The 24209-nt window shown below is 32.8% G+C and carries 21 protein-coding genes and 1 tRNA gene; 18 read left to right on the forward strand and 4 right to left on the reverse strand.

Annotated features, from left to right (window positions below; translation table 11 throughout):
• Nucleotides 1-140 precede the first annotated feature (140 nt).
• The 6 genes from BK054_RS18320 to BK054_RS11815 all read left to right on the forward strand — a co-directional run bounded on the left by BK054_RS18320 (nucleotide 141) and on the right by BK054_RS11815 (nucleotide 4588).
• Nucleotides 141-278 (forward strand): hypothetical protein, encoded by a 138-nt coding sequence (locus BK054_RS18320; protein WP_156860095.1) that lies wholly within the window; start codon nucleotides 141-143, stop codon nucleotides 276-278.
• A gap of 89 nt (nucleotides 279-367) precedes the next feature.
• On the forward strand, nucleotides 368-1180 hold the full coding sequence (locus tag BK054_RS11795; RefSeq protein ID WP_071307290.1) for a helix-turn-helix domain-containing protein: 813 nt from the start codon (nucleotides 368-370) through the stop codon (nucleotides 1178-1180).
• A gap of 66 nt (nucleotides 1181-1246) precedes the next feature.
• Complete coding sequence (locus BK054_RS11800; protein WP_071307642.1) at nucleotides 1247-2926, forward strand: alpha/beta hydrolase-fold protein; 1680 nt, start codon at nucleotides 1247-1249, stop codon at nucleotides 2924-2926.
• A 53-nt stretch (nucleotides 2927-2979) separates the two neighbouring features.
• The gene (locus BK054_RS11805) at nucleotides 2980-3378 is read left to right on the forward strand and encodes a hypothetical protein (protein WP_071307291.1); all 399 of its coding nucleotides are present in this window, start codon (nucleotides 2980-2982) and stop codon (nucleotides 3376-3378) included.
• 154 nt (nucleotides 3379-3532) lie between these two features.
• A complete protein-coding gene (locus BK054_RS11810) occupies nucleotides 3533-4099 on the forward strand; it encodes a hypothetical protein (protein WP_071307292.1) in 567 nt (188 codons plus the stop codon).
• A 192-nt stretch (nucleotides 4100-4291) separates the two neighbouring features.
• Complete coding sequence (locus BK054_RS11815) at nucleotides 4292-4588, forward strand: S41 family peptidase (RefSeq protein WP_083387847.1); 297 nt, start codon at nucleotides 4292-4294, stop codon at nucleotides 4586-4588.
• A 68-nt stretch (nucleotides 4589-4656) separates the two neighbouring features.
• Here the strand turns inward: BK054_RS11815 and BK054_RS11820 are convergent, their stop codons facing one another.
• The 3 genes from BK054_RS11820 to BK054_RS11830 all read right to left on the reverse strand — a co-directional run bounded on the left by BK054_RS11820 (nucleotide 4657) and on the right by BK054_RS11830 (nucleotide 8740).
• Nucleotides 4657-5499 carry a hypothetical protein gene (locus tag BK054_RS11820; RefSeq protein WP_071307293.1) on the reverse strand — a complete coding sequence of 281 codons (843 nt, stop codon included), beginning with the start codon at nucleotides 5497-5499 and terminating at the stop codon, nucleotides 4657-4659.
• Between the two features lie 909 nt (nucleotides 5500-6408).
• The gene (locus tag BK054_RS11825) at nucleotides 6409-8217 is read right to left on the reverse strand and encodes an AIPR family protein (protein WP_071307294.1); all 1809 of its coding nucleotides are present in this window, start codon (nucleotides 8215-8217) and stop codon (nucleotides 6409-6411) included.
• 438 nt (nucleotides 8218-8655) lie between these two features.
• Nucleotides 8656-8740 (reverse strand) — tRNA-Ser (locus BK054_RS11830).
• Nucleotides 8741-9237: 497 nt separating this feature from the next.
• Here BK054_RS11830 and thrS point away from each other — a divergent pair.
• The 5 genes from thrS to BK054_RS11855 all read left to right on the forward strand — a co-directional run bounded on the left by thrS (nucleotide 9238) and on the right by BK054_RS11855 (nucleotide 13128).
• On the forward strand, nucleotides 9238-11190 hold the full coding sequence (gene thrS, locus BK054_RS11835; RefSeq protein WP_025125185.1) for a threonine--tRNA ligase: 1953 nt from the start codon (nucleotides 9238-9240) through the stop codon (nucleotides 11188-11190).
• Nucleotides 11191-11235: 45 nt separating this feature from the next.
• Nucleotides 11236-11790, forward strand: coding sequence for a translation initiation factor IF-3 (gene infC / locus BK054_RS11840; RefSeq protein WP_198032310.1), 555 nt, complete (start codon nucleotides 11236-11238; stop codon nucleotides 11788-11790).
• Between the two features lie 54 nt (nucleotides 11791-11844).
• Entirely contained in the window at nucleotides 11845-12042 is a 198-nt protein-coding gene (gene rpmI, locus BK054_RS11845) for a 50S ribosomal protein L35 (RefSeq protein WP_016361612.1), read from the forward strand.
• Between the two features lie 105 nt (nucleotides 12043-12147).
• Nucleotides 12148-12492 carry a 50S ribosomal protein L20 gene (gene rplT, locus BK054_RS11850; protein WP_006259287.1) on the forward strand — a complete coding sequence of 115 codons (345 nt, stop codon included), beginning with the start codon at nucleotides 12148-12150 and terminating at the stop codon, nucleotides 12490-12492.
• 114 nt (nucleotides 12493-12606) lie between these two features.
• Entirely contained in the window at nucleotides 12607-13128 is a 522-nt protein-coding gene (locus tag BK054_RS11855; protein WP_071307295.1) for a class IV adenylate cyclase, read from the forward strand.
• 93 nt (nucleotides 13129-13221) lie between these two features.
• Here the strand turns inward: BK054_RS11855 and BK054_RS11860 are convergent, their stop codons facing one another.
• Nucleotides 13222-13911, reverse strand: a complete 690-nt coding sequence (locus BK054_RS11860; protein WP_006259285.1) for a cell division ATP-binding protein FtsE — start codon at nucleotides 13909-13911, stop codon at nucleotides 13222-13224.
• Nucleotides 13912-14359: 448 nt separating this feature from the next.
• On the opposite strand from BK054_RS11860, the gene BK054_RS11865 reads away from it, so the two are divergent.
• The 7 genes from BK054_RS11865 (at nucleotide 14360) to BK054_RS11895 (ending at nucleotide 24203) form a co-directional block, all read left to right on the forward strand.
• Entirely contained in the window at nucleotides 14360-14704 is a 345-nt protein-coding gene (locus tag BK054_RS11865; RefSeq protein WP_006263275.1) for a CidA/LrgA family protein, read from the forward strand.
• A complete protein-coding gene (locus tag BK054_RS11870; protein ID WP_071307296.1) occupies nucleotides 14701-15399 on the forward strand; it encodes an LrgB family protein in 699 nt (232 codons plus the stop codon). Before BK054_RS11865 ends, BK054_RS11870 begins: the two co-directional genes overlap by 4 nt.
• 272 nt (nucleotides 15400-15671) lie before the next feature.
• Nucleotides 15672-18695, forward strand: coding sequence for a tetratricopeptide repeat protein (locus BK054_RS11875; protein WP_071307644.1), 3024 nt, complete (start codon nucleotides 15672-15674; stop codon nucleotides 18693-18695).
• A gap of 22 nt (nucleotides 18696-18717) precedes the next feature.
• Entirely contained in the window at nucleotides 18718-20481 is a 1764-nt protein-coding gene (locus BK054_RS11880; protein ID WP_006263278.1) for a TonB-dependent receptor, read from the forward strand.
• Between the two features lie 169 nt (nucleotides 20482-20650).
• Nucleotides 20651-21103 (forward strand): hypothetical protein, encoded by a 453-nt coding sequence (locus BK054_RS11885; protein WP_006259280.1) that lies wholly within the window; start codon nucleotides 20651-20653, stop codon nucleotides 21101-21103.
• Nucleotides 21104-21256: 153 nt separating this feature from the next.
• On the forward strand, nucleotides 21257-23197 hold the full coding sequence (gene gyrB / locus BK054_RS11890) for a DNA topoisomerase (ATP-hydrolyzing) subunit B (RefSeq protein WP_006259279.1): 1941 nt from the start codon (nucleotides 21257-21259) through the stop codon (nucleotides 23195-23197).
• 76 nt (nucleotides 23198-23273) lie between these two features.
• Nucleotides 23274-24203 carry a malate dehydrogenase gene (locus tag BK054_RS11895; RefSeq protein WP_006263279.1) on the forward strand — a complete coding sequence of 310 codons (930 nt, stop codon included), beginning with the start codon at nucleotides 23274-23276 and terminating at the stop codon, nucleotides 24201-24203.
• Nucleotides 24204-24209 lie beyond the last annotated feature (6 nt).

Consider the following 24209-nt stretch of genomic DNA (forward strand, 5'->3'; position numbering starts at 1 on the left):
TAAAAGGACTTATTCTTTAAAACGATTATTGTGTTTAGCTATACAAATCTTATTAAAAATATTTTAGAAAGATTGTGCTTTATCAAGTTTACTAAAGAGGTTTTATAATACCTTCGTATAAAGGAGTTAAACTTATAGAGATGAGATTTATAAACGCAATAGAATTAGTACCGTTTAATTATGCTAAAAGCGACTATCAGAGTCCTATAGGCAACGCTGTAAATACCCAAAAGAATGGGCTATTTATTAAAATAAGAATTTGCCAGATAGTGATATAGAACAGATGTGGGATACTATTAAACGAGTGGACTTAATAATAGGGATAGAGTAGAGGTAAGTAATGTATAACTAAAAAAATTAAGCGGTAATGAAAGAGATTTTTGAAACCTTTAGTCCTAAGAATACTTTAGTAAAGAAGTATGTGGACTATTACTACTTAGATATAAAACCCAATAATGAGGTGAGAGAGTACCAGTGCTTTCCTCATTATAATAATACGATTTCTATTTATGCTTCTCATCAACTAGCTAGTGATGGATCGATGGCGTTTAATGAAGGAGCAGATGATTATCAGATATTCACTCCTATTAGAGAAGATATACTTCATGTGAGCCAGGTGGGGAGAGTACATAGAGTCGTTATTGTCTTTCACCCATTAGGGATACAGCAGTTTTATCGTCATTTAAACTTTGTCAATCTGATTACTGATTATAAGTTTATGGAAATAGGCGAATTAGCAGAAGTCTTTGCTACTACTGATGCAGATGTCATTACCGCATTGCTTGATACAGCACTAGAGAAGAGATATAAGCCATTCTCAAATAGTCTTCTAGACCAAACAATAGATTATATCTTTAGTGAAGAGGATAACTTCTCTGTACAAGAATTAGCAGATAGACTAGGAGTGAGTAGACAACATCTAAATAGAGTTTTTAAGGCCAATATGGGAGTATCTTTAAAGAGGTTTTATGATATCTATTTGTTTAGAAGAACGGTGAACCAGAAACTCTATACCTCTCCTGAAGAGAAATTGACTGATATTGCTTATCGCTTTAATTTTAATGATCAGTCACATCTAATAAAGACTTATAAGGCAATGACTAATAATTCTCCTAAAAACTTCTTTGAGAAAGGAACTAAACTAGGAAGCAAAGATACTTTTTGGCATCTAGAGAAATAGATGTTCCATTTGTACAATTTTAGTATTGTAGTGTTGTTTACTTTCGCTTTATTAATAATTAGAATTATGAAGGGATATCATGTATTACTAGCATTTATGTTTAGTATAGTGTCTTTTGGACAGAATACTTACTCTAAGTTGATCAATCAAGCAGATGATTTGTTAGAAGAGCACGAGGATGAGCAAAGTAAAAGACAAGCTTTTTCTCTTTATGAAAAGGCGTTTAAGTCATTTCCAGACAGTATAACAGCAGCTGATTTATCAGAAATATCAATCATTGCCTCAGAGTTAAAAGAAGCAGATAAAGCCTTTGCTTATCTAGATCGGTTGATAAAGATAGAACGTGCACAATACGGCTTCCCTGGTTGGCAAAATGTAACGAATAAAAGAGCTTTAGAGGAATACAAGAACTTATTAGATGATCCTAGATGGGCTTCTATGATGAGTGAAGCACATGCGTTAAAAGCTAAGTTTGATGTAAATCTAAAAAAGGCAGAGAAAGAATTCTATAAGGTGAAATCTACTAAAGAGTTAGCCTCTACTAATGGAAAGAAATTATATGAAGAAATCAAAGCGTACAATCCTTATCTACCTAAGGCAAAACAAGACTATTCTATCAGCTTTGCTATAAATGATACAGTGAAGACTTCTTTCTTTATTCATTTGCCTAAGAACTATTCTCCAGAGAAGGAATATCCAGTGTTATTCTTTTTGCATGGAGCAGTTAGATACAATAATCTTCAAGAGTTTCAGACTAAAGAACTTAGTTTAGGAGGATGGAATAGATACTATACGAAATATGGAGATCTAGATGAGGTGATATTGATCTTCCCAAGTGGAGGTAAGAAATATAATTGGATGACATCTAATGATGGCTTCTTTATGATACCTGCTATGCTGAGAGAAGTTAAGAAGGCTATTAATATAGATGATAATAAGGTGTTTATCACAGGGCATTCTAATGGAGCGACGGGTTCATTCTCTTATTTGATGAAAGACTCTTCTCCTTTTGCAGGATTCTATGGGTTTAATACTCAACCTAAGGTATTCACAGGAGGAACTTTTATAGAGAATATAAAGAATCGTTCTTTTATCAACTTCTCTACAGATGAGGACTATTATTATCCACCTAACGCAAATGATTCTTTTACATCGATGATGAATGAGTTAAAGGCTGACTATAAAGAGTATCGATATAACGGTTTTCCACATTGGTTCCCTGAGTTTGATGAGTCAGAACCAGCTTATGAGATATTGTTTAAAGATCTTAAGGAGAGACAACGCAAGAGCTTTAATAAAGAGCTGACATGGGAGTTTGATGACAATGCTTATGGAGGTGTGGATTGGTTGACTAATATCAAATTAGATACACTAGGTCAGAAAGCAGATTGGCATAAAGAACGAAACTTTAAAATTACCAAATGGCTAGAGTATGATAAAGCTGAAAATCTACAAACGATAGAGGTAGATAAGAAGGCGTTCGATATACCACGCTTATCAGGTAAGGCTATAGCCCGTTATAAAGACAATGAATTTAGAATAGAAACATCTCGTGTTAAATCCTTATCTATTGCTATTTCTCCTGAAATGGTAAACCTGAAGAACAAGGTTAAAGTATATGTCAATGGTAAGTTGTACTATGATGAGAAAGTAGATTACGATACTGCATTTATATTAGATAATTTTGACAAGACTAGAGATAGAAAGACGATTTGGATTAATAAGATTGATATCACAGTAAAATAAGATAATAGAGCTAGTAGAGATACTAGCTTTTTTGGATTTAATAGGTAGAAACGATGGAGAGAATGTATCAGGATGATGAATTTGTTTGTGTAGAGTTAAATGGCTTGAGAATAGAGCGCGTAATAACGTGTATGAGTGATGAACGTGATAATGTGATTGTACTTTACTTAAAAGTAGAAGCTTTAGGTTGGTTTGACTTTTTTATTGACGCAGGTATTGCAGTGATGGAAAAGATAAAAGAAATAGAAGAGGATGATAGTTATATGTACTTAGATAAATCCCAAGAATTAGCGGTCATAGGAGTGAGGATAAAAGGTATCTATTGCCAACCTATCAAAAGTAGTTGTCGTTTGACCATAGCATTAGAGAATAATACGAATTTAATTTTACAATCAAAGGACATGATTGATTATGAAAGTGATGTAGAGTTGTTGCTTTTAGATCTTGGATAAAAGAGGGGCGGCTATCTAATCAGTGGATTAAGATATATTATCATTTATACAATACATTTTTTTGTAGTACTATTCCCATCTTTCAATTATTTATTTAAATTAGCTTTGATTTTTTAGGAATAAATCATCTCTAACTTTAACAAATAATCATTAGATGAAACAAAAGATTAAAAATTATAGTATTCACTTTATTAAAGAGATTATTCCTATCGTGGCGGGTATTCTTATTGCTCTTTTTATTGATAATTGGAACGCTCATAGAAAAGACCAGGCCTATATCAATCAAGTGTTTTCGACTGTTCACAGTGAGTTAAAAGAATCTAGAGAAGAAATAGAGTTTATTCTCCCTATACAGAAAGATTTGGTCAAAGCCTTAGAAAAGCACGCTGATAACGAAGAGAAAAGCCTACAACAGATAGTCATGGAGTCTAAGGGAATCTTTATTCCTCAGATTAAAACAACTGCCTGGCGCTCTATTGCTGCGACTAAGATTGATCTAATCGATTATGATAAGGTAGCTGCTATGACTAATATTGAAGACTTAAAGCAAATGTTAAGTAATAAGAGTGCTTTCCTAATGAATCTTTTGTATTCTAATATGGATAAGACGGATAAGAGTATCAAACAGACTTTTAAGATGGTCGTATTTGATATTATTCAGACAGAAAATACGCTAGAACAGCGTATAGAGCTGATGGAGAAAGAAGGGGATAAGAAGTGATAACTGTGGTGTTTATTCCCAATTTATAACCGAGTGAATTAAGTGTTTATGAAGTATGTTTTTTCTTTTTTATTATCCCATTAGAGACAACTTTCTGAGTAAGAACCTTATTCTTGGTTTAAGAAATAATAGTGGAGGAGGGAGACAAGAGCTCTGCACAGTTGTATAACCTGTTTAAGAAGTTTAAAGGAAATATATGTACTTGTAAATTTTAATACCATTAGTAATGCAGAGCAATTCACACTAAAATTGAAGGAATTAAATAATGTGATGGTATTAGGTGATAATACTAGAGGAATGCTTACTTATGGTAGAAATCATGCTGTAGATAAGGTAAGTCCTTCTGCTCTTTTTAGAATACATTTTACGGATCTAAATACGCATTGGCGCGAGTATTTACGCTATGAGGGAAAAGGAGTGACACCTGATTTCTATTTATCATCTACTGAAGACTGGATAGAACAGGTAGTCAGAAATTATTGTGAATGATAGCAATGTAAATAGTAGAATGTATAGATAGTGTTCCTACTATTTACAGTAACTATCTTAAGTCGATATTAGTAAAAGTCAACTTCTATCCAATCTTTTTGGTTAGTTAGAATATCTTGAGAATCTACTACTTCATTATTTTTAATCAGCTTTACAGAGATAGTTTGAGGTCGACTATGCAGTTTAATGATATAAAAACCTTTATCATTAATAGCTACCTTCTCTTTATTATTAATGAGAATATGAGTAGTCTTAGTATCAAAAGAGTTTTTGATATGCCCAAATAAAACAAATTCTTCTTCTGTCATATACTGTGGGCTATACTCATTAGTGTAGTTATCTAACATATATTGTTTACTAGATTCTAATCCCAGCTGAATGGTATTCTTTTCAGCATCAATATCGATAGGATAAGGAAGAGTATCTTGTGTATCTGACCAATACTTTATTTGAAAACCATAGGTTTGAGCTTTATTGTTTCGGACATTTAATCTGTCTGTAAACCATGCGTATTCTTGGTTTGTAATAATTTGCTTGGTAAAGAGATCTGATATAAAGTTTTTGTATTTCTCCTGTATTTCCCCACCAGCGTGTTGTATGATATAGTATAGGTTAGACAGAGATTCATTGTTTAGGCTGATTTGTTTATTTAGATATGAATCTAGAAGAGGTAAGGCTAATTGTTGATTTTCGATATCAATTTTAGACATTGCTATATAGCAGTTAGAAAGTTCTTTTTGATCACTATTAGGATTAGAGCTAAGTGTTTCGCAACGTTTACGGATGTCTTGTTCTTTCTGGAATAGTTCAGATATAAGTATGTTAGGATCCTTGTCTTTCAATTCTTGTGAGAATACCGTACCTAAAGGAAGTATGCAACTAGCTAATAGAATATGTTTTAAAGTGTTCATTGCATTTTGATGATGTTGTTTATGGTGTAATTAAGGATGTTTCTTGATCAGACCAATATAAATAGCGTTTATTTATTCTTCTACACCGTATTTATAAAGTTTAGAATTGGTTTGTATCATAATAATGTAATAATAGAGAAAAAAGACCACATAACAATAAGTAAAGCATTGAAAATATTGTGATTACTTAAAAAAAGCTCACCTTTTGCCTATTTACCTTTGTTAGTATTTCATCTTAGATTCTCTTTTATTAGTAGCATAATTATAGTGCTAGATAGGGTGTGGATAGCCTCAGTTAATCTAAACTTTAAATAGGAGGACAGTCCCTGATCAATAGAAGAAGCATTCATCGACTAACGTATCTTCAGCTCCACCATTTACGGGGTATTCTCCACCAATTGTCGAGCAATTTAAGATAAACGTGCGCTATTACTGGGGTTGTAAAGACTATAGAAAACGGATTAAAATGAGTTTGAAACGATAATATTTTATAAATCAGTGAGTTGTGTTTTTTTTGGTTATTAAAAAAGTACAGGCGTTTTTTAGTTCCACGTATCTAAATAGGCTGAATATGGAGTTGTTTTCTAAAAATAGTAGAACCAAATAGTAAAATAGGGGTGGTTTAGATAGGATAAAATGAAGTCTTTTTTTAAAAAATAGGGTAGGTTTTTTAATAGGGAAACCACCAGTGCAAAAAAGGTACACTAGGGCATAAAAAAAGCCTGATAACACTCGTTATCAGGCTTTTATTCTGTATGCTTTATAAATAGAGTTGTTCACTTTTTTTGATTGTAATTATAGTTTTGTTTACAACTCTATTAAGTTTGTATATAACAGCTAACAATTGGTCTCAATTTTTTCTTCGTTTCGGCTGAGATAAAAATGAAGTTAAGCATAGATTATATACTGTTATTTAAAGGTATAAGCAGCTATTTGCTTATTTAGAGAATTACCTTTATAATATCCGTCAAAATTCAAAACTTGCCTGATTTTTCCTGTTTCAAGATCTTCAAGTTCTCTAAAATAAGAACTATTACTAGGATCTTTAATTATTTGATCTTCAAATTCCAACCATAATTCCAGATGTCTTTCAACATGCTCTAATAAATTATTCTCATTTAAAGCAGATTTATTCTTCATAATTGAAGCAATAACAGCAAATTTACCATAACGCAATGCATAGCCATAATTAATTATTCCATCTTTATTATTTTTATCTTGACTGAATGTACCTTGAATTCTATTAAGTTCTCCTAATAAAAGATAACCATATACATATTCTATATATTTTTTTGAATCATTTAAAACTTTATCGAAGTTTGATTTTTTAAAAAGAGTTTTTCCACCAGTTCTTCTGGCCTCAGTTGGTTTTCCTTCACATGATAAGCCTATTCTTAAAAGTGTTTCCCTATCTATTATTAATTTTCTATCGATATATTTATTTTTTAAACCTTCTCCAAATTCACCAGCCTTCCGTTGGTAGAATAAACCGAACTTATTAAAAATTAAATTTTGAAGATCAATTTGAATTTTATCATTTGATCTTCTATCAGCCTCAGAAACTTCCGTTTGTTGATTAGTTGCTTTTGAAATAGCCTCTATAAGCTTCAATTTATTTCCATCTATATCTAAATCATTAACATTAAAAGTTATTACTTTTAGTAGCACCTCTTTGTTATTAAAAACATCTGGGCTTACTTTATTGGTCAATGTATCTTCGTAAATTCTACTCAAAGTATATGCAGTCTGTCCACCATTAATAATTTGAGGATTAGTAACAATTAATTGACCTACACCGACTTTGGCAATTTTTTTGTTCAAATCAGTATCGTCAGATAACATTGTAATTCCATTATTAAATAATGCAAATTCGTTTGTTGATTTATTTAAAATAGTTTTGGCAATTTCTGAATTCACTGAACCTGAACTCATTTCTAAATAGCTTCTAGGATTAAATTTTAGTATTGCATTTTTATATTTATGTAAAGTTTTGGCAATTTCAATCGTTGGTACAAATAAAGCAGTAATTTGACAGTCACTAAATTCTGTTTCAACAGAATAACTTATTTCTTCAGAAGTTTTGTTATTTAAATTAATTTCAATTGTTAATTCTTTTTGATCAAAGTAAGTTCCAGTAATAACAGGAAAAACTAATTCGTTATATACCTTTTCAAAATTGTATTCTTGAACAGGGTTTCCATCTGTTAATTTTTTTAGTTTGTTATTACCTACATCTTTTGTGTTTGCTAGAATAATAATTTCATATTTGAATCTTGCGATATCAGGTATTTCAGTTATTTTTGAAATTAACTTTAAAACTTTACTATTATAAACTTTACCATTTTCATGAGTATTTTTACCTTCTGTAATTCTATCAATATCCATATTTAGTAATTCCTCATATTTAATCTCTTTACTTTCAAAATTTCCTTGATTACTTCTGAATTTTGATTGTATAAAATAAATTTTCTTATTGTCAATATCAATAAAATATCCATCTATTCCCCCATCGTCTGTACCATCAGTGACAAAATCTTTTCTTTCGTCAAATGTCAGTAAACCAAATTTAACTTTTAAAAAAAGATGTATAAAGGCTCTTGATCGAGCTTTATCTAAATCTATTTGATTAGATTCTAGAGGATGATAAAACTTATGATTCTCTGGAGCTTCTTTTCTAATAACATCAAGGATGTTTAATAATGTATTGTATTTTGTCATAATTGGTTTTTAGTAATTAGTCGTGTTTACTAATATTGTATAGAATATAGTGTTTTATTAAAAAATGGGTGATGTTTTGTAATATTATCTCTATATTTCTTTTACTAAAACAATTAATTAAATACTTAATAAAATATACAATATTGTAAAAAAGGCAACAATATTTTTCTTTTCAAACATATAAAACAATTCTCAATATGAGATACGGAAATTCGTAAACTCCTCAATATTTTGAGTCTATCTATTTTTCAACGCAAAACTATCGACTTCGGAGTAGTTTTTCAGCCCTCTGCAAAAGCAAATCGTTTTTGTAAGTTTTATTTGAACACCTCAAAGTATAACTAGTTGTTATTTTTGAAGTAAACCTTATGATAGGTGCAAAAAAGGTGCACAAGTGCATAAAAAAAGCCCGATAACGAGTGTTATCGGGCTTTTCAGCGGAGAAAGAGGGATTCGAACCCCCGGACCTGTTACAGTCAACGGTTTTCAAGACCGCCGCATTCGACCACTCTGCCATTTCTCCAGAGGTCTACATTACTTCCGTATAGCGAGTGCAAATATACTGCAAAGTCTGATGTTTGCAAGCGTTTTGAATGAAAAAAATAAGTTTTTTGAAGTGTGTTTTTGTAACTAATTTATTTTGAGTTGGTAATGAATGAAAAAAAGTGTATATTATTTGAGATAGATATAAATCTTGATGGTCAATTTTTAAATAAGAGAGGGAAGATGTGTGTCAGGATTGGTGTTAGTAGGATTGATGTCAATCTAAACAAATGTTTTAGATAGGGAAGAAGGAACTTTAGTCTGCTTTATAGATAGCTAAGATGAGTGATTGTTTTTGCTTAAAGGTATTAAGAGTAGGGCTGAAATAAAGAGATTGATAAAGTATTCTTTTTTTAGTGAGGTAAGTATTGGATGCACTTTATTATTTTACTGTTAAAAAAAATGAGTTAAGCAGTGCTAAATGTTGCGATTCTATGGTAAAACCTGTATATTTGCATTTTATTTTTTAAAATTATTATGATAAAAATTACATTACCAGACGGTTCAGTGAAAGAGTTTGCTTCGGGCGTAACTCCTTTCGATGTTGCAAAAAGTATAAGCGAAGGTTTAGCTAGAAATATTATTTCTGCAAACTTCAATGGTACCACCATCGAAACCACGACACCTATGACCACGGATGGTAGTCTAGTTTTATATTCATGGAATGATGATGAAGGGAAAAAAGCTTTTTGGCACTCTACTTCACACGTAATGGCGCAAGCTTTACAAGATCTATACCCTGGAATCAAGTTAACAATAGGTCCAGCTATCGCTAATGGATTCTATTATGATGTAGATTTCATGGATTATAAAGTGACAGATGCTGACTTTAAGAAAATAGAGGATAAGGTTTTAGAGATAGCGCGTGGAAAGCATGATTTTACAATGCGTTCTGCTACTAAGGCTGAAGCTTTAGAGTTTTATAAAAAAGAAGAAAACCCTTATAAAGTTGAGTTAATAGAGAACCTAGCTGATGGTACGATTACTTTCTGTGATCATGACACTTTTACAGACTTATGTCGTGGAGGTCATATTCCTAATACAGGAATTATTAAAGCATTTAAGGTATTATCTATTGCTGGTGCATACTGGAGAGGAGATGAGAAGAATAAACAGTTAACTCGTGTTTATGGTATTTCATTCCCTAAACAAAAGGATTTAACTGAGTATTTAGCTTTATTAGAAGAAGCTAAAAAACGTGATCACCGTAAATTAGGTAAAGAATTAGAATTGTTTACATTCTCTCAAAAAGTAGGACAAGGGTTACCATTATGGTTGCCAAAAGGTGCTGCGTTAAGAGATAGATTAGAGCAGTTCTTGCGTAAAGCACAGAAGAAAGCTGGATATGAGCAAGTAGTTACTCCTCATATTGGACAAAAAGAATTATATGTTACTTCTGGGCACTATGCAAAATATGGAGCAGATAGTTTCCAACCAATTCATACTCCAGTAGAGGGAGAAGAGTTCTTATTAAAACCGATGAACTGTCCTCACCACTGTGAGATTTATAATGCAAAACCATGGTCTTATAAAGATTTACCTAAGCGTTTTGCTGAGTTTGGAACAGTGTATCGTTATGAGCAATCGGGAGAATTACACGGATTAACTCGTGTAAGAGGGTTTACTCAAGATGATGCACATATTTTCTGTACACCAGAACAATTAGATGAAGAGTTTAAAAAAGTAATTGATTTAGTGTTATATGTATTCGGTTCGTTAGGATTCGAGAACTTTACAGCACAAGTATCAGTACGTGATTTAAGTAACCCTGATAAGTATATCGGTAGTGTAGAGAATTGGGAAAAAGCTGAGAATGCTATTATCAATGCAGCTAAAGATAAAGGACTTAATTATGTGATCGAGAGTGGAGAAGCTGCTTTCTATGGTCCTAAATTAGACTTTATGGTAAAAGATGCATTAGGTAGAAGCTGGCAGTTAGGTACCATTCAGGTAGACTATAACTTACCAGAGCGATTTGAGTTAAGTTATAAAGGATCAGATAATGAGTTGCATCGTCCAGTGATGATCCACAGAGCACCATTTGGTTCTATGGAGCGTTTTATAGCGATACTTTTAGAGCATACAGGAGGTAATTTCCCACTATGGTTAATGCCGGAGCAGGCTATAATCCTGTCTTTGAGTGAGAAATATGAAAAATATGCCGAAAAAGTTTTAAATTTGCTAGAAAATAGCGAAATTCGCGCGCTGGTAGATAACCGTAATGAGACTATCGGTAAAAAGATTAGAGAAGCTGAAGTACAAAAATTCCCTTACATGTTAATTGTAGGAGAAGATGAAGAGAAAAACGGTACGATTTCTGTAAGAAGACACGGTGATTCTGGTAAATCTAATCAGACAATGAAGATAGAAGATTTTATCGCTCAAGTACAAGAAGAGGTAAATAGTTCTATTAAACAATTTGGAGAGTAAAAATAGTATAACGCTTGGTGAACAAGCACATAAAATTTTATAGCCATAGCAATAAGACAAAACAGAGGAAGAAATCCTCGCGAAGAAAAGAAAGATGCGCATAGAATTAATAATGCCATCCGCGTTCCTGAAGTTCGTCTTGTAGGAGACAACGTCGAAACAGGTGTATATAAACTTGCTGACGCAATGCGTTTAGCAGAGGAGTTAGAATTGGATTTAGTTGAGATTTCACCAAATGCTGAACCTCCTGTTTGTAAAATTACTGATTACAACAAATTCCTTTACGAACAGAAGAAGCGTGAAAAAATGCTAAAGGCTAAATCGACTCAAATCACTGTAAAAGAGATTCGTTTCGGTCCTCAAACAGATGAGCACGATTATGAGTTCAAAAAGAAGAATGCAATGAAATTCTTGAAAGAGGGTTCTAAATTAAAAGCATTCGTATTCTTTAAAGGACGTTCGATTATTTATAAAGATCAAGGACAAATCTTATTATTAAGATTAGCTCAAGATCTTGAGGAATTCGGGAAAGTGGAAACTATGCCAGTTTTAGAGGGTAAACGTATGACTATGTTTATCGCACCTAAAAAGAAAAAATAGTATTTAAGTATATTAAGATAGTTAAGTAAGATAATCATTAATACCTAGGAAATAATGCCTAAAATGAAAACTAAATCTAGTGCTAAGAAACGTTTCAAGTTGACTGGTTCTGGAAAAATCAAAAGAAAACACGCTTTCAAAAGTCACATTTTGACTAAAAAATCTAAAAAGCGTAAATTAGCTTTAACACACTCTGGATTAGTGTCTAAAGCAGATACAAACAGTATCAAAGATCAATTAAGATTAATCTAATCTTAATTCCGGTTAAAATTATTTAATAACCCTGGAGTGGAGCAAATGAAAGTTTAGAAGTGTTTGAAACATAACCGCCCACTACAAAAAACACATTTTTAAGAAATGGCAAGATCAGTAAACTCAGTAGCTTCAAGAGCAAGAAGAAAAAGAATTTTGAAGCAAGCCAAAGGATTCTTTGGAAGACGTAAAAACGTTTGGACAGTAGCTAAAAACGCGGTAGAAAAAGCAATGGTATATGCTTACCGTGATAGAAAACAAAAGAAAAGAAACTTCCGTTCATTATGGATCATGCGTATCAACGCTGGTGCTAGATTACACGGAATGAGCTATTCTCAATTCATGGGTAAATTAAAAGCTAACAATATCGAATTGAACCGTAAAGTTCTTGCAGATTTAGCTATGAATCACCCAGAAGCTTTCGCAGCTATCGTTAATAAAGTAAAATAATAAACGTTTGTCAAATCTGATTTATCTTACTTAATATATTTAAAAGCCTTACTGTATGCAGTGAGGCTTTTTTATTTTAATCGGTTATATTTGCTAGAACCTAAAAAGAGATAGATGGAATTACAGAATGTGGAATTTAAAGCACGTGTAGCTGACTTAGATAGCATAGAAGATAAATTAAAAGGAGTAGAGCTCATTCTAGATGGGGTATATAAGCAAGTGGATACTTATTATAATGTCCCTATTGGAAGGGTGAAACTTCGTGAATATGACGAGTATAGTTCTTTGATTTATTATAATCGTGTAAATGGGGAGGAAGCGAAGAGTTCGGATGTTATTTATTATAAACATGAGAAAGATGTTGCGTTAGGTGCAATATTAGAATTGCAGTTTGGTATAAAAGTAAAGGTGTCTAAAGTACGTAAGGTTTTAAAGTATAAGAATGTTAGTATTCACTTAGATCAGGTAGACGGATTGGGGTGCTTTGTGGAAGTAGAAGCTTGTAATATCGGAGTAGAAGAGGGAGTTGATTTAAAGCAACAATGTGATTGTTTTTTTAATCTAATGGAGTTGACTAAAGAAGATTTAGTTGCGGTATCGTATAGTGATCTTATTCTTCAGTTAAATAAAGAATAGTAGTGATTTGTCTTTTACTTTTGATTTAAATGGAGTAGATTGAGTTAAGATAAAACAAAAAAGACTATCAATGCTGATAGTCTTTTTTGTATATTAATTTTGTGATGTTCTGTGTACTACTTCGAATAGGGTACCATCGTCACATTTTAATGTTTTAGCAGGGAATTTTAATAGCAATGCATAATCATGTGTTACCATGATAATGGTTCTACCATTCTTATTAATTTTAAGTAGAAGTTCCATTACTTCAGCACTAGTCTGAGGGTCTAAGTTACCTGTTGGTTCATCAGCTAGGATTAGATCAGGATCATTTAGCAATGCTCTAGCTATAGCGATACGCTGTTGTTCCCCTCCTGATAGTTGGTGAGGCATTTTTTCGATATGTGCTAGCATATTTACATTGTCTAATACTTCGTGTATTTTTCTATCCATCGCTTCTTTTTCTGACCAACCAGTTGCTTTTAAAGCAAAGTGTAGGTTTCCATAGACTGTTCTGTCAGGAAGTAGTTTAAAGTCTTGGAATACGATACCTAATGATCTTCTCAGGTATGGAATATCTTTTTCTTTTAAGGTCTTCAAGTCGTAGTCTACGATAGAACCTTCGCCTACTTCTAAAGGAAGGTCTGCATACAGCGTTTTCATAAAGCTACTTTTACCTGCACCTGTCTTTCCGATTATATATAAAAATTCTCCCTTATTTACTTCTAAGTTAACATTAGAAAGTACTTTATGCTTGTTCTGGTAGATATCAACTCCTTGTAGGGATAAAACTGTTTTAGACATAATAATCGTGTATTTTGTGGTAAAAATACTAAGATAAACAATAATAAAGTATAGTTGAGCTGAAAATATCTATATCGGATGTTGTTTTTAAGAAAAAAATAGATTGAGGTCTTATTGTGGAGTGTAAATAATGTAAAATAAACTGATGTAGTAAGTAGTTAAATCAAAAGGAGAGATCTGCTGTAGATCTCTCCTTTTGTTCTAACTAACCAATTTAATCTATATTTTATTTACATATTTTTCTTTTTGTTTACATGACAAAGTTGCTCTAATTTTTTGAATATAAGATTAAGTAAAAGTTACCAAAAAGCTAAGTGATTGCTTCTTGTTTATTGTTGAAGTGATGTCTGTAGGTTAGGTGTGTAGTTGTTAAATAATTTATATTTATCTGTTTTGTTTCTTTGGTGGGGATTGTATTTAGTAATTTTGTGATAAATATTTAAACAAAATGAATTTAATTAAGCAGGTAGCAATCGTGATAGGTTGTCTAGCCTTTGGAGAGTTAGTGGTGTATCTCACAGGATTAAAATTACCATCAAGTATCATCGGTTTAATCACATTATGGACAATGTTAAAACTGAGGTGGGTAAAAGTAGAATCAATAGGTGGTATTACTAACTTCTTAATTAAAAACATGGGGATATTCTTTGTTCCACCTTGTGTGGCTATGTTGAACTATTTCGGAATTCTTAGTCAGTCGATTGTACCTATTGTTGTGGCTACACTGGTAAGTACAGTGATAGTGATTTTTGTAACTGGATTTACTCATCAATTATTAAGAAGAAAGAAATGAATTTTTTAGCCAATCCAACATTTTTATTATTCCTAACTTTAGCTTTATATGCTTTAGGAATAGCTTTGAGTGAAAAGAAAAAATGGATTATATTTAATCCTATTATCTTGTCTATGGTTGTCTTGATGGGGTATTTATATTTTTTAAAAATCCCTTATCAAAATTATGAAGAGGCAGGTAAGTATATTGATTTCTTTTTAAAGCCCTCTATTGTAGCGTTAGCAGTTCCTTTATATGTACAGTGGGAAAAAATTAAAAAACAGTTGTTTCCTATTTTAATTAGTCAATTAATAGGATGTGTTGTAGGGGTAGTGTCAGTAGTGATACTAGCTAAGATGACAGGCGCAGATCAAGAGATTATTTTATCACTAGCTCCTAAGTCAGTTAGTACACCTATAGCCTTAGAGATATCTAAGTCAGTTAATGGTATTCCGTCTGTAACTGCCGCTGCTGTTATGATAGCGGGGATATTTGGTAGTATGGTGGGATTTAAGGTGCTTAACCTTACCCGTATAAGTAATCCAATGTCACAAGGAATAGCTATGGGGACTTCTTCTCATGCAATGGGTACGATGAAGGCAATGGAGGTGAGTAATAAGTATGGAGCCTTCGCTAGTGTGGGGATGATTTTTAATGGAATTTTTACTGCTGTATTAGCTCCTATTATCTTAGGATTGTTATCCTCTTATTTGTGATAAAGACTTTTTTTATATGATCCCAATTCTTTTGAATTGGGATTTTTTGTATCAAGGAGTGTTTCTTTATTGTGTTTTTTGCTGTTTTCTTGTGAAATGCGATTTATTAAATCTCAAAAAGATATAAATTATCATGTTTTTTTATTGCTGTGGAAGAGGTGTAATTTCAATTTAAATATATTTTTGATAACAATTAGGGCAATATATTGCTGAAAAATAAGTTTAAAAGAGTATAAAATGATATATTTGACGTTATATAAATCTGAATGGAAATGCACAAAAATAATAGGTTAACTTTATTAACTCTTGCACTGGGGAGTATAACTGCAAGTGCTCAACAATCAGCTGCTTATGTAGAGAGATTGGCTGATTATAATCATGCTGTAGCATTGTATAATGAAGAGCAATATTTAGCAGCGCAATTATTATTCACAAAAGTAAAACAGGCTCATGTAGGTGAGAATACTGAGGTGGAGGCTGATTGTGCTTATTATATCGCGTATTGCGCCATTAAATTGAATCAAGAAGGAGCCGAAGATAAGATAGATGAGTTTGTGAAGAAATATCCTACTAGTTCTAAACAAAATCAGGCTTATGTAGAGGTTACAGATTATTATTTCAGCAAAGGAGATTTTCCTAAAGCCCTGCAGTACGCTGTAAAAGTGAAAGAAAACGCAATTACTAATGAGAAGAAGTTAGATCGTTTTAACTTTCAGAAGGGATATAGTTACTTCTATACAAAGAATAAAAAAGAAGCAGAACGCTATTTAAAGAAAGTAAATACTCGTGGAGAATGGGGGGAGCAAGCAACATATTATTTAGGATATATTGCTTATGACTCAGATAATTTTGACGATGCAAAAAAATTGTTTGACAAAGTAGAAACTAAGTCTTCTTACCAAGAGAAGATGGGGTACTATCAAGCAGACATGAGCTTTAAGACAGGAAACTTTCAAACGGCTATAGAACAAGGAACTTCTCAAATGACAAAAGCGACTCCTGAAGAGAAATCAGAGTTGTCTAAAATAGTTGGGGAGAGTTATTTTAACTTAAAGCAATATGATAAAGCGCTACCTCATTTATTAGCTTATCAAGGTAAAGGAGGAAAGTGGAGTAATACTGACTTTTACCAATTAGGGTACACTTATTATAAATCAAAAGATTATCCTAAGGCTATTGAGCAGTTTAATAAAATTATCAGTGGAGATAATGGTATTGCGCAGAATGCATATTACCATTTAGGAGAAAGTTATCTGCAAACACATAAAAAAACGCAAGCTCTAAATGCATTTAAGAATGCTTCTGAAATGCGTTTTGACGCAGGTATCCAAGAAGACGCTTTCTTAAACTATGCAAAACTTAGTTATGATATTGGGAATGCTTATGAGAGTACACCTGCTGTATTAAATGCTTATATTAGTAAATATCCTAATTCGTCTTATCGCGGAGAGATAGAAGGGCTTTTAATCGACTCGTATGTTTCTTCTAAAAACTATAAAGAGGCTTTAGTTCTATTAGAAAAGAATCGTTCTGTAGGAAATAAAGAGGTGTATCAACAAGTGACATTCTTGCGTGGTCAAGAATTGTTCAATGAAGGGAATTATAAGGAAGCATTAAGTCTTTTTGATAAATCTCTAGCAGAGAAGCAAAATTTAAAATATACTGCAAAGGCTCAATATTGGAAGGGAGAGACATTGTTTTACTTAAATGACTTTAACGAGTCTATCACTCAGTTCAAAGCATTTGATCAAAATACAGCGTCTAAGGGATTGTCTGAACGTAATAATTTGTATTATAATCTAGCGTATTCATACTTCAAATTGAAAGACTATGCTACAGCAGCGGATTATTTTAAAAAATACACAGATGAAAATCCTAAAGATGAGGCGCGTCGTCTAGATGCCTATCTAAGACAAGGAGATTGTAATTTTGTTACTGGGAAGTATTGGCCTGCGATGGAGGCTTATAATAAAGTTATTGAGGCAAATAAAGCTGATGTAGAATATGCACGTTTTCAAAAGGCAATTAGCTATGGATTCGTAGATCGTAATCCTCGTAAAATAGAAGACTTAACGAAGTTTGTGAAAGATTACCCAACTTCTAATTTGGCTGATGATGCTCAATATGAGATAGGGGTGACTTATGACGTTATGAATCAAAGTCAAAAGGCGTTAAGTGCTTTTGATAAGATGTTGAAAGATTATCCTACATCAAGCTATAAGGCTAGAGCTATCTTGAGACAAGGTTTGATTAACTATAACGACAATAAACCTGATCAAGCGTTAGCTAAATTTAAACAAGTGGTAAAAGAGTCTCCGGAATCTTCTGAGGCTATCGAAGCGGTTCAAAATGCACGACTAATCTATGTGGAAAATGGAAAGGTAGATGAATATGCTGCATGGGTTAAAGGTCTTTCTTTTATTCAAGTAACCGATGCTGAACTAGATAAAGATACTTATGAGTCGGCTGAAAAACAGTATATTCAAAATAATACACAATCGGCTATAGATGGATATGAGAAATACCTAAAAAGTTTCCCAACGGGACAAAAGGCGTTACAAGCTCATTTCTATTTAGGGCAAATGTATTTTGCAGAGAATAACCTAGATAAGGCTACTGCTCATTATGAAGTTGTAATTTCTAAGGATAAGAATGAGTTCTCAGAGATTTCTCTTGCTCGTTTGGCTGAGATTTATTTGAAAAATAAAAATACTGCTAAGGCTATAACTACTTTAAAACGTTTAGATGCAGAGGCTGCACAAGAACAGAATGTAGTGTTCGCTAAGTCTAATCTAATGAAGTTGAGCTATGAGCAAAATAGCTATAGTGAAGCTCTTCAATATGCTGAAGCTGTATTAAAAATGGCTAAAACAGATAATAAAGTAAAAGGTGATGCACAAATAGTTATTGCTAGAACGGCTATGGCTACTAATGATGAAGCTAAAGCTAAGAAAGGTTATCAAGAGGTATTGAAGATAGCAAAAGGAGAGTTAGCTGCAGAGGCGATGTATTATGATGCTTACTTTAAGAATAAAGAGGCTAAGTATGAAGCGTCTAATGAGAGTGTGCAGAAATTAGCAAAAGACTATTCGGGTTATAAGTATTATGGTGCTAAAGGATTAGTATTAATGGCAAAGAACTTCTATCAATTAAAAGATAGTTATCAAGCTACTTATATTTTAGAAAGCGTTACTAAGAACTTTACTGACTACCCAGATGTGGTGAAAGAAGCTAAAGAGGAACTTCAAAAAATAACAGCGCAAGAGGCTAAACGAAACTCTTCGATTGCTCAATAATTTTAATATAGAAGATATTATAATGAACAATAAGAATATATATACGATATTATCTGTTTTAACTCTAGGGGGAATAGCAGGTTATGCTCAAGATAAAAATACGGAAGCAAGTAAATTAGGTACAGAGGTTGTTAATGTAGTAAGAGCTTATGATGCAACAATTTCGGATGCTTTTAAAGTTCGTACTACAGCTAATAATGACGATGAAACTACAGGTAACAAGAAAGATGTAATTTATACGATTAGTTCTTTTCCTGTAGCATCTACTTTTGTACCTGAGAAAGGAAAAGCAGCAGAGGTAGAAAGAACAAGTAGGTTGAAAAGTTTTAATAATTATGCTCTTTTTTCTGCAGGTAATTATACTAACCTGAACGGAGAGGTGTTCTTAAGTCAACACTTAAATAAGAATAGTTTTTTAGCAGGATATGCTAGTCACTTTTCTTCTCAAGGAGGGATTAAGAATTTACTTCTAGATGATAGTTTCTCTAATACAAAAGGAGGTTTGGTTTATGGTGGACAATTAAAGAATTTTGGTTGGACAGTAGAAGCAGGTGCTAGATACCAATTGAGTAATTATTATGGATTGCCAACGAAACAAATCGACTTCAATCAAGGTGATATTTCTGGAATAGACGAATCTCAACACTATAAGAATGTTTTTGTAAATGGAGCTTTAGAGTTTAGAAATAGCCCTTTTACTGGATTGGATTTTAGATATGATTATTTTTGGGATGATTTTGGAACAGTAGAAAATCGTTTTAAGATTAGACCAAATGTAAAAACAGCTTTGGACTTTGGAGAATTGAATGTTGGGGTTGTTGTTGATTATGTAGGAACATCATATAAAAACTCATTTATAGGGGAAACAACGAAGTATAATCATTTAAACCTTGGAGCTCAACCTAGTCTTACATTTAGAGATGACAACTATTCTGTACAAGTAGGAGTTGGTGTTTTCTTTAACAATGGAGAATTAGCTGGTAAATCAGAGAATAACTTTTATATCTATCCACAAGTTAAAGCATCTTATGATTTAGTTCCTGGATTATTAGTGACTTATGCAGGAATAGAGGGAGGGGTGCAACAAAACTCTTTTCAACAGTTTTCAGAAGAAAACCCTTTCATTTCCCCAGATATTCTAATTACGCCTACTGATAAGAAGTATGATATTTATCTTGGATTAAAAGGAAAATTAGATAATAATATCTCTTATAACATCAAGGGGTCTTACAAAAGAGAGAAAGACAAAGCGATGTTTTTGCACAATGAATATACTTTGAATAGAAGTAGAATACCATATATGTTTGGAAACTCATTTGGAGTGCAATATGGAGATGTTAAAACATTGAATTTATTTGGTGAATTGCGTTTTGACTTCGAAGAGAATGTTTCTATAGGAGTTCATGGAGAGTATAATAACTATAATACAAATTCTTTAGAAGCTTGGAATTTACCAAAAGTAAAAGCAGGAGCTGATTTTAAATTTGATTTTACAGAACAATGGTTTGCAGGTGTAGATGTGTTTTATGTAGGTAAGCGTAAAGATGTTTTTGTAATTGATTCTACTGGGCTTATAGGAGACTATAATACTTGGGAAGATCCATCAGTTGTAGAATTGAAAGATTATGTTGATTTAAATATGAAAGTAGGGTATAGGCCAACTAAAAATTGGACTCTATTCTTAAAAGCCAATAACTTATTTAATCAGAAATATAATCAATGGGATAACTTTAAGGTGCAAGGTGTGCAAATAATGGGAGGAGCAATGTATAAATTCGATTTTTGAGATTTTGTAATCAGAAAAAAAGCTAAAAACTGATAATTTATGACTAAAATTCGCTAAAAGGTGCACAATACTGTTTTTTTTCATTGATTAATAACTTACTTTTGTCGTTACAAACAACAAAACATGTATTTTCTTTCGATTTCGCAAAGAAAGAAATTTTAAAGACGTAATGATGACATTAAAAAAGAAGTTAAAAACAATTTGTTTAGAACGGTTAAATGACAAGGTGGAAGCGTTGCAAGGAATTGTAGAAGATTTGACAATCGACGCGCAGAACGACGCCAAAAGTTCTGCTGGAGACAAACACGAGACAGGCTTGTCAATGATGCATTTAGAACAAGAAAACTTGAGTAAGAAGATTTTAGAAAATATAGCTATGCGAGATATAGTTGCTAAAATAGATGATGAAAAAGTGAGTTCTGTAGTAGAATTTGGAAGTTTAGTACAAGTAAATTCAGTGTATTTATTTTTCTCAGCAGCTTTGCCAAAAATTGTTTTAGACGACCGTTCTGTATTAGCCGTTTCTATGGATGCTCCAATCGCCAAGGAGTTATTAGGAAGAAAAGTACATGAGAGATTTACATTTAACAATTGTGAATTTACAATTCATGAATTAATGTAAAAGTCCTTTATAAAAAAGTATGAAACGCAGGTGTGAAAACATCTGCGTTTTTTTGTTTTTATTTGTGAGATATATGTATTTTAGGCTTGTTTAGAGTTGATAAAGTCTTTGAAAATTGTTATATTTGTACGTTAGATATTTTAGATTATTATTATGAGCCAAGAAACAAATAAGAATAATTATTCAGCGGATAGCATTCAAGCTCTTGAGGGAATGGAACACGTAAGGATGCGTCCTTCGATGTATATTGGTGATGTAGGAGTAAGAGGATTACACCATTTAGTATATGAAGTGGTTGATAACTCAATTGATGAGGCTTTAGCTGGTTATTGTGATACAATAAGCGTTACTATAAACGAGGATAACTCTATTACTGTAGAAGATAATGGACGTGGTATCCCAGTGGACATCCACAAAAAAGAAGGAGTGTCTGCATTAGAAGTAGTAATGACAAAGATTGGTGCTGGAGGGAAGTTTGACAAGGATTCTTATAAGGTATCTGGAGGTCTTCACGGAGTAGGGGTATCGTGTGTGAACGCACTATCTGATTTGTTAAGAGCAACTGTTTATCGTGAAGGTAAAATTTACGAACAAGAATATTCGCGTGGTAAAGCTTTATTTCCAGTAAAAGTTATTGGTGAAACAGATAAACGAGGAACATCGGTTACATTTAAACCCGACCATACTATCTTTACACAGACTCTAGAGTTTTCTTATGATACTTTAGCTGGGCGTTTAAGAGAGTTGTCTTTCTTGAATAAAGGATTAAAGATAACACTTACTGATAAAAGAGTAATTGAAGAAAATGGTGAGCCTAAACATGAAGTATTCTTTTCTAAAGAAGGATTAAAAGAGTTTATTAAATTCTTAGATGGTAGCCGTGTGCCAATTATTGAAGATGTAATCTCAATGGAACTTGATAAAGGAGAAATCCCTGTTGAAGTTGCATTAGTTTATAATGATACTTATGCAGAGAATATTTATTCTTATGTGAATAATATTAATACGCATGAGGGAGGAACACACCTACAAGGATTCCGTATGGGGCTTACTAGAACATTGAAGAAATATGCAGATGCTTCAGGAATGTTAGATAAGCTTAAGTTCGAAATTACAGGTGATGACTTTAGAGAAGGGTTGACTGCAATTGTCTCTGTGAAGGTAATGGAGCCTCAATTCGAAGGACAAACAAAGACAAAACTAGGAAATAGAGAGGTTGTATCCCCTGTGAGTCAGGCTGTAGCAGAAATGCTAGAGAACTACTTAGAGGAACATCCAAATGATGCTAAGATTATTGTTCAAAAGGTTATTTTAGCTGCTCAGGCTAGACATGCTGCTAAGAAAGCACGTGAGATGGTTCAACGTAAGACTGTTATGGTCGGTGGTGGACTACCTGGAAAGTTGTCTGATTGTTCTGAACAAGACGCTTCTAAATGTGAAGTATTCTTAGTGGAGGGAGATTCTGCGGGTGGTACAGCAAAACAAGGACGTGATCGTAACTTCCAAGCAATTCTACCATTAAGAGGTAAGATTCTTAACGTAGAAAAAGCAATGGGGCACAAAGTATTCGAAAACGAAGAGATTAAGAATATCTTTACTGCTTTAGGTGTTACGATGGGAACAGAAGAGGATAGTAAAGCATTAAACCTTGAGAAATTACGTTATCATAAAGTAGTAATCATGTGTGATGCCGATGTGGACGGTAGCCACATCGCAACGTTGATTTTAACTTTCTTCTTCCGTTATATGAGAGGGTTAATAGAGAATGGATATGTTTATATTGCTACACCTCCATTATATATGGTTAAAAAAGGGCAACGTAAAGAATATGCATGGACAGATGAAGAACGCCTTGAGTTAATGGAGAAAATGGGAAGTGGATCAAGTGTTCAGCGTTATAAAGGTCTTGGAGAGATGAATGCTGAGCAATTATGGGATACTACAATGAATCCAGAACATAGAATTCTTAGACAAGTAACAATAGATAGTTTACAAGAAGCAGATAGAGTATTCTCTATGTTGATGGGAGACGAAGTTCCACCACGTAGAGATTTTATTGAGAAAAATGCTACTTATGCTAAAATTGATGCTTAGTATTTAAATATGTAAAATTATAAAGGTCAAGCATATTATATGCCTTGACCTTTTTTTAATAAAAAGATATAAAGTTATGAAAGTTACAATTATTGGAGCAGGAAATGTTGGGGCTACATGTGCTGATGTTATTGCTAATAGAAGAATCGCTAGTGAAGTAGTTTTAGTGGATATTGCAGAAGGGTATGCAGAAGGTAAAGCAATGGATATCATGCAATGTGCATCTAACTCTAAATTTGATACTATTGTTAAGGGAAGTACTAATGATTATAGTTTAACAGCTAATAGTGAGGTAGTAGTAGTTACTTCAGGAATTCCAAGAAAACCAGGAATGACTCGTGAGGAATTAATAGGTACTAATGCATCTGTAGTAAAGTCGGTGATGGAAAGCGCTTTAAAATACTCTCCTAATGCTATTTTTGTGATAGTGACTAACCCTCTTGATACAATGACTCTAGCAGCTTTAAAAATATCAGGATTAGATCGTAAGAAAGTAATAGGTATGGGAGGGGCTTTAGACTCTTCACGTTTTAAATATTTCTTATCTCAAAAACTAAATAAACCTGTTGGAGATATTGAAGGAATGGTTATTGGAGGACATGGGGATACTACAATGATCCCATTAATTAGATTGGCTACTTATAAAGGTATTCCTGTAAGTGAGATGTTGACAGCAGCAGAACAAGAAGAAGTGTGTAAATCAACAATGGTTGGTGGAGCTACTCTAACGAAGTTATTAGGAACTTCTGCATGGTATGCACCTGGAGCAGCTGTAGCTAACGTTGTGGATAGTATCTTAAATGACTTTAAGAAGTTAATCCCTTGTTCTGTATATTTACAAGGTGAATACGGGCAAGAAGGATTGTGTATAGGAGTTCCTTGTGTTATAGGAAAAGGAGGAATAGAAGAGATAGTAGAATTAAAATTAAATGAGCAAGAATCTCAGAAATTTGTAGATAGTGCAAATGCTGTTAGGGATACAAATAAGGAATTAACAATTGAATAGTAAAAG

Origin of the sequence: Myroides sp. ZB35, from assembly GCF_001865835.1 — a bacterium.
Taxonomy (GTDB): Bacteria; Bacteroidota; Bacteroidia; order Flavobacteriales; family Flavobacteriaceae; genus Flavobacterium; species Flavobacterium odoratimimum.

Excerpts from the sequence above, each read along its gene's own strand:
- BK054_RS18320 (WP_156860095.1), top strand. The coding sequence starts at position 141 with ATGAGATTTATAAACGCAATAGAATTAGTACCGTTTAATTATGCTAAA.
- BK054_RS11795 (WP_071307290.1), top strand. The coding sequence starts at position 368 with ATGAAAGAGATTTTTGAAACCTTTAGTCCTAAGAATACTTTAGTAAAG.
- BK054_RS11800 (WP_071307642.1), top strand. The coding sequence starts at position 1,247 with ATGAAGGGATATCATGTATTACTAGCATTTATGTTTAGTATAGTGTCT.
- BK054_RS11805 (WP_071307291.1), top strand. The coding sequence starts at position 2,980 with ATGGAGAGAATGTATCAGGATGATGAATTTGTTTGTGTAGAGTTAAAT.
- BK054_RS11810 (WP_071307292.1), top strand. The coding sequence starts at position 3,533 with ATGAAACAAAAGATTAAAAATTATAGTATTCACTTTATTAAAGAGATT.
- BK054_RS11820 (WP_071307293.1), bottom strand. The coding sequence starts at position 5,499 with ATGAACACTTTAAAACATATTCTATTAGCTAGTTGCATACTTCCTTTA.
- BK054_RS11825 (WP_071307294.1), bottom strand. The coding sequence starts at position 8,217 with ATGACAAAATACAATACATTATTAAACATCCTTGATGTTATTAGAAAA.
- thrS (WP_025125185.1), top strand. The coding sequence starts at position 9,238 with ATGATAAAAATTACATTACCAGACGGTTCAGTGAAAGAGTTTGCTTCG.
- rpmI (WP_016361612.1), top strand. The coding sequence starts at position 11,845 with ATGCCTAAAATGAAAACTAAATCTAGTGCTAAGAAACGTTTCAAGTTG.
- rplT (WP_006259287.1), top strand. The coding sequence starts at position 12,148 with ATGGCAAGATCAGTAAACTCAGTAGCTTCAAGAGCAAGAAGAAAAAGA.
- BK054_RS11855 (WP_071307295.1), top strand. The coding sequence starts at position 12,607 with ATGGAATTACAGAATGTGGAATTTAAAGCACGTGTAGCTGACTTAGAT.
- BK054_RS11860 (WP_006259285.1), bottom strand. The coding sequence starts at position 13,911 with ATGTCTAAAACAGTTTTATCCCTACAAGGAGTTGATATCTACCAGAAC.
- BK054_RS11865 (WP_006263275.1), top strand. The coding sequence starts at position 14,360 with ATGAATTTAATTAAGCAGGTAGCAATCGTGATAGGTTGTCTAGCCTTT.
- BK054_RS11870 (WP_071307296.1), top strand. The coding sequence starts at position 14,701 with ATGAATTTTTTAGCCAATCCAACATTTTTATTATTCCTAACTTTAGCT.
- BK054_RS11875 (WP_071307644.1), top strand. The coding sequence starts at position 15,672 with ATGCACAAAAATAATAGGTTAACTTTATTAACTCTTGCACTGGGGAGT.
- BK054_RS11880 (WP_006263278.1), top strand. The coding sequence starts at position 18,718 with ATGAACAATAAGAATATATATACGATATTATCTGTTTTAACTCTAGGG.
- BK054_RS11885 (WP_006259280.1), top strand. The coding sequence starts at position 20,651 with ATGATGACATTAAAAAAGAAGTTAAAAACAATTTGTTTAGAACGGTTA.
- gyrB (WP_006259279.1), top strand. The coding sequence starts at position 21,257 with ATGAGCCAAGAAACAAATAAGAATAATTATTCAGCGGATAGCATTCAA.
- BK054_RS11895 (WP_006263279.1), top strand. The coding sequence starts at position 23,274 with ATGAAAGTTACAATTATTGGAGCAGGAAATGTTGGGGCTACATGTGCT.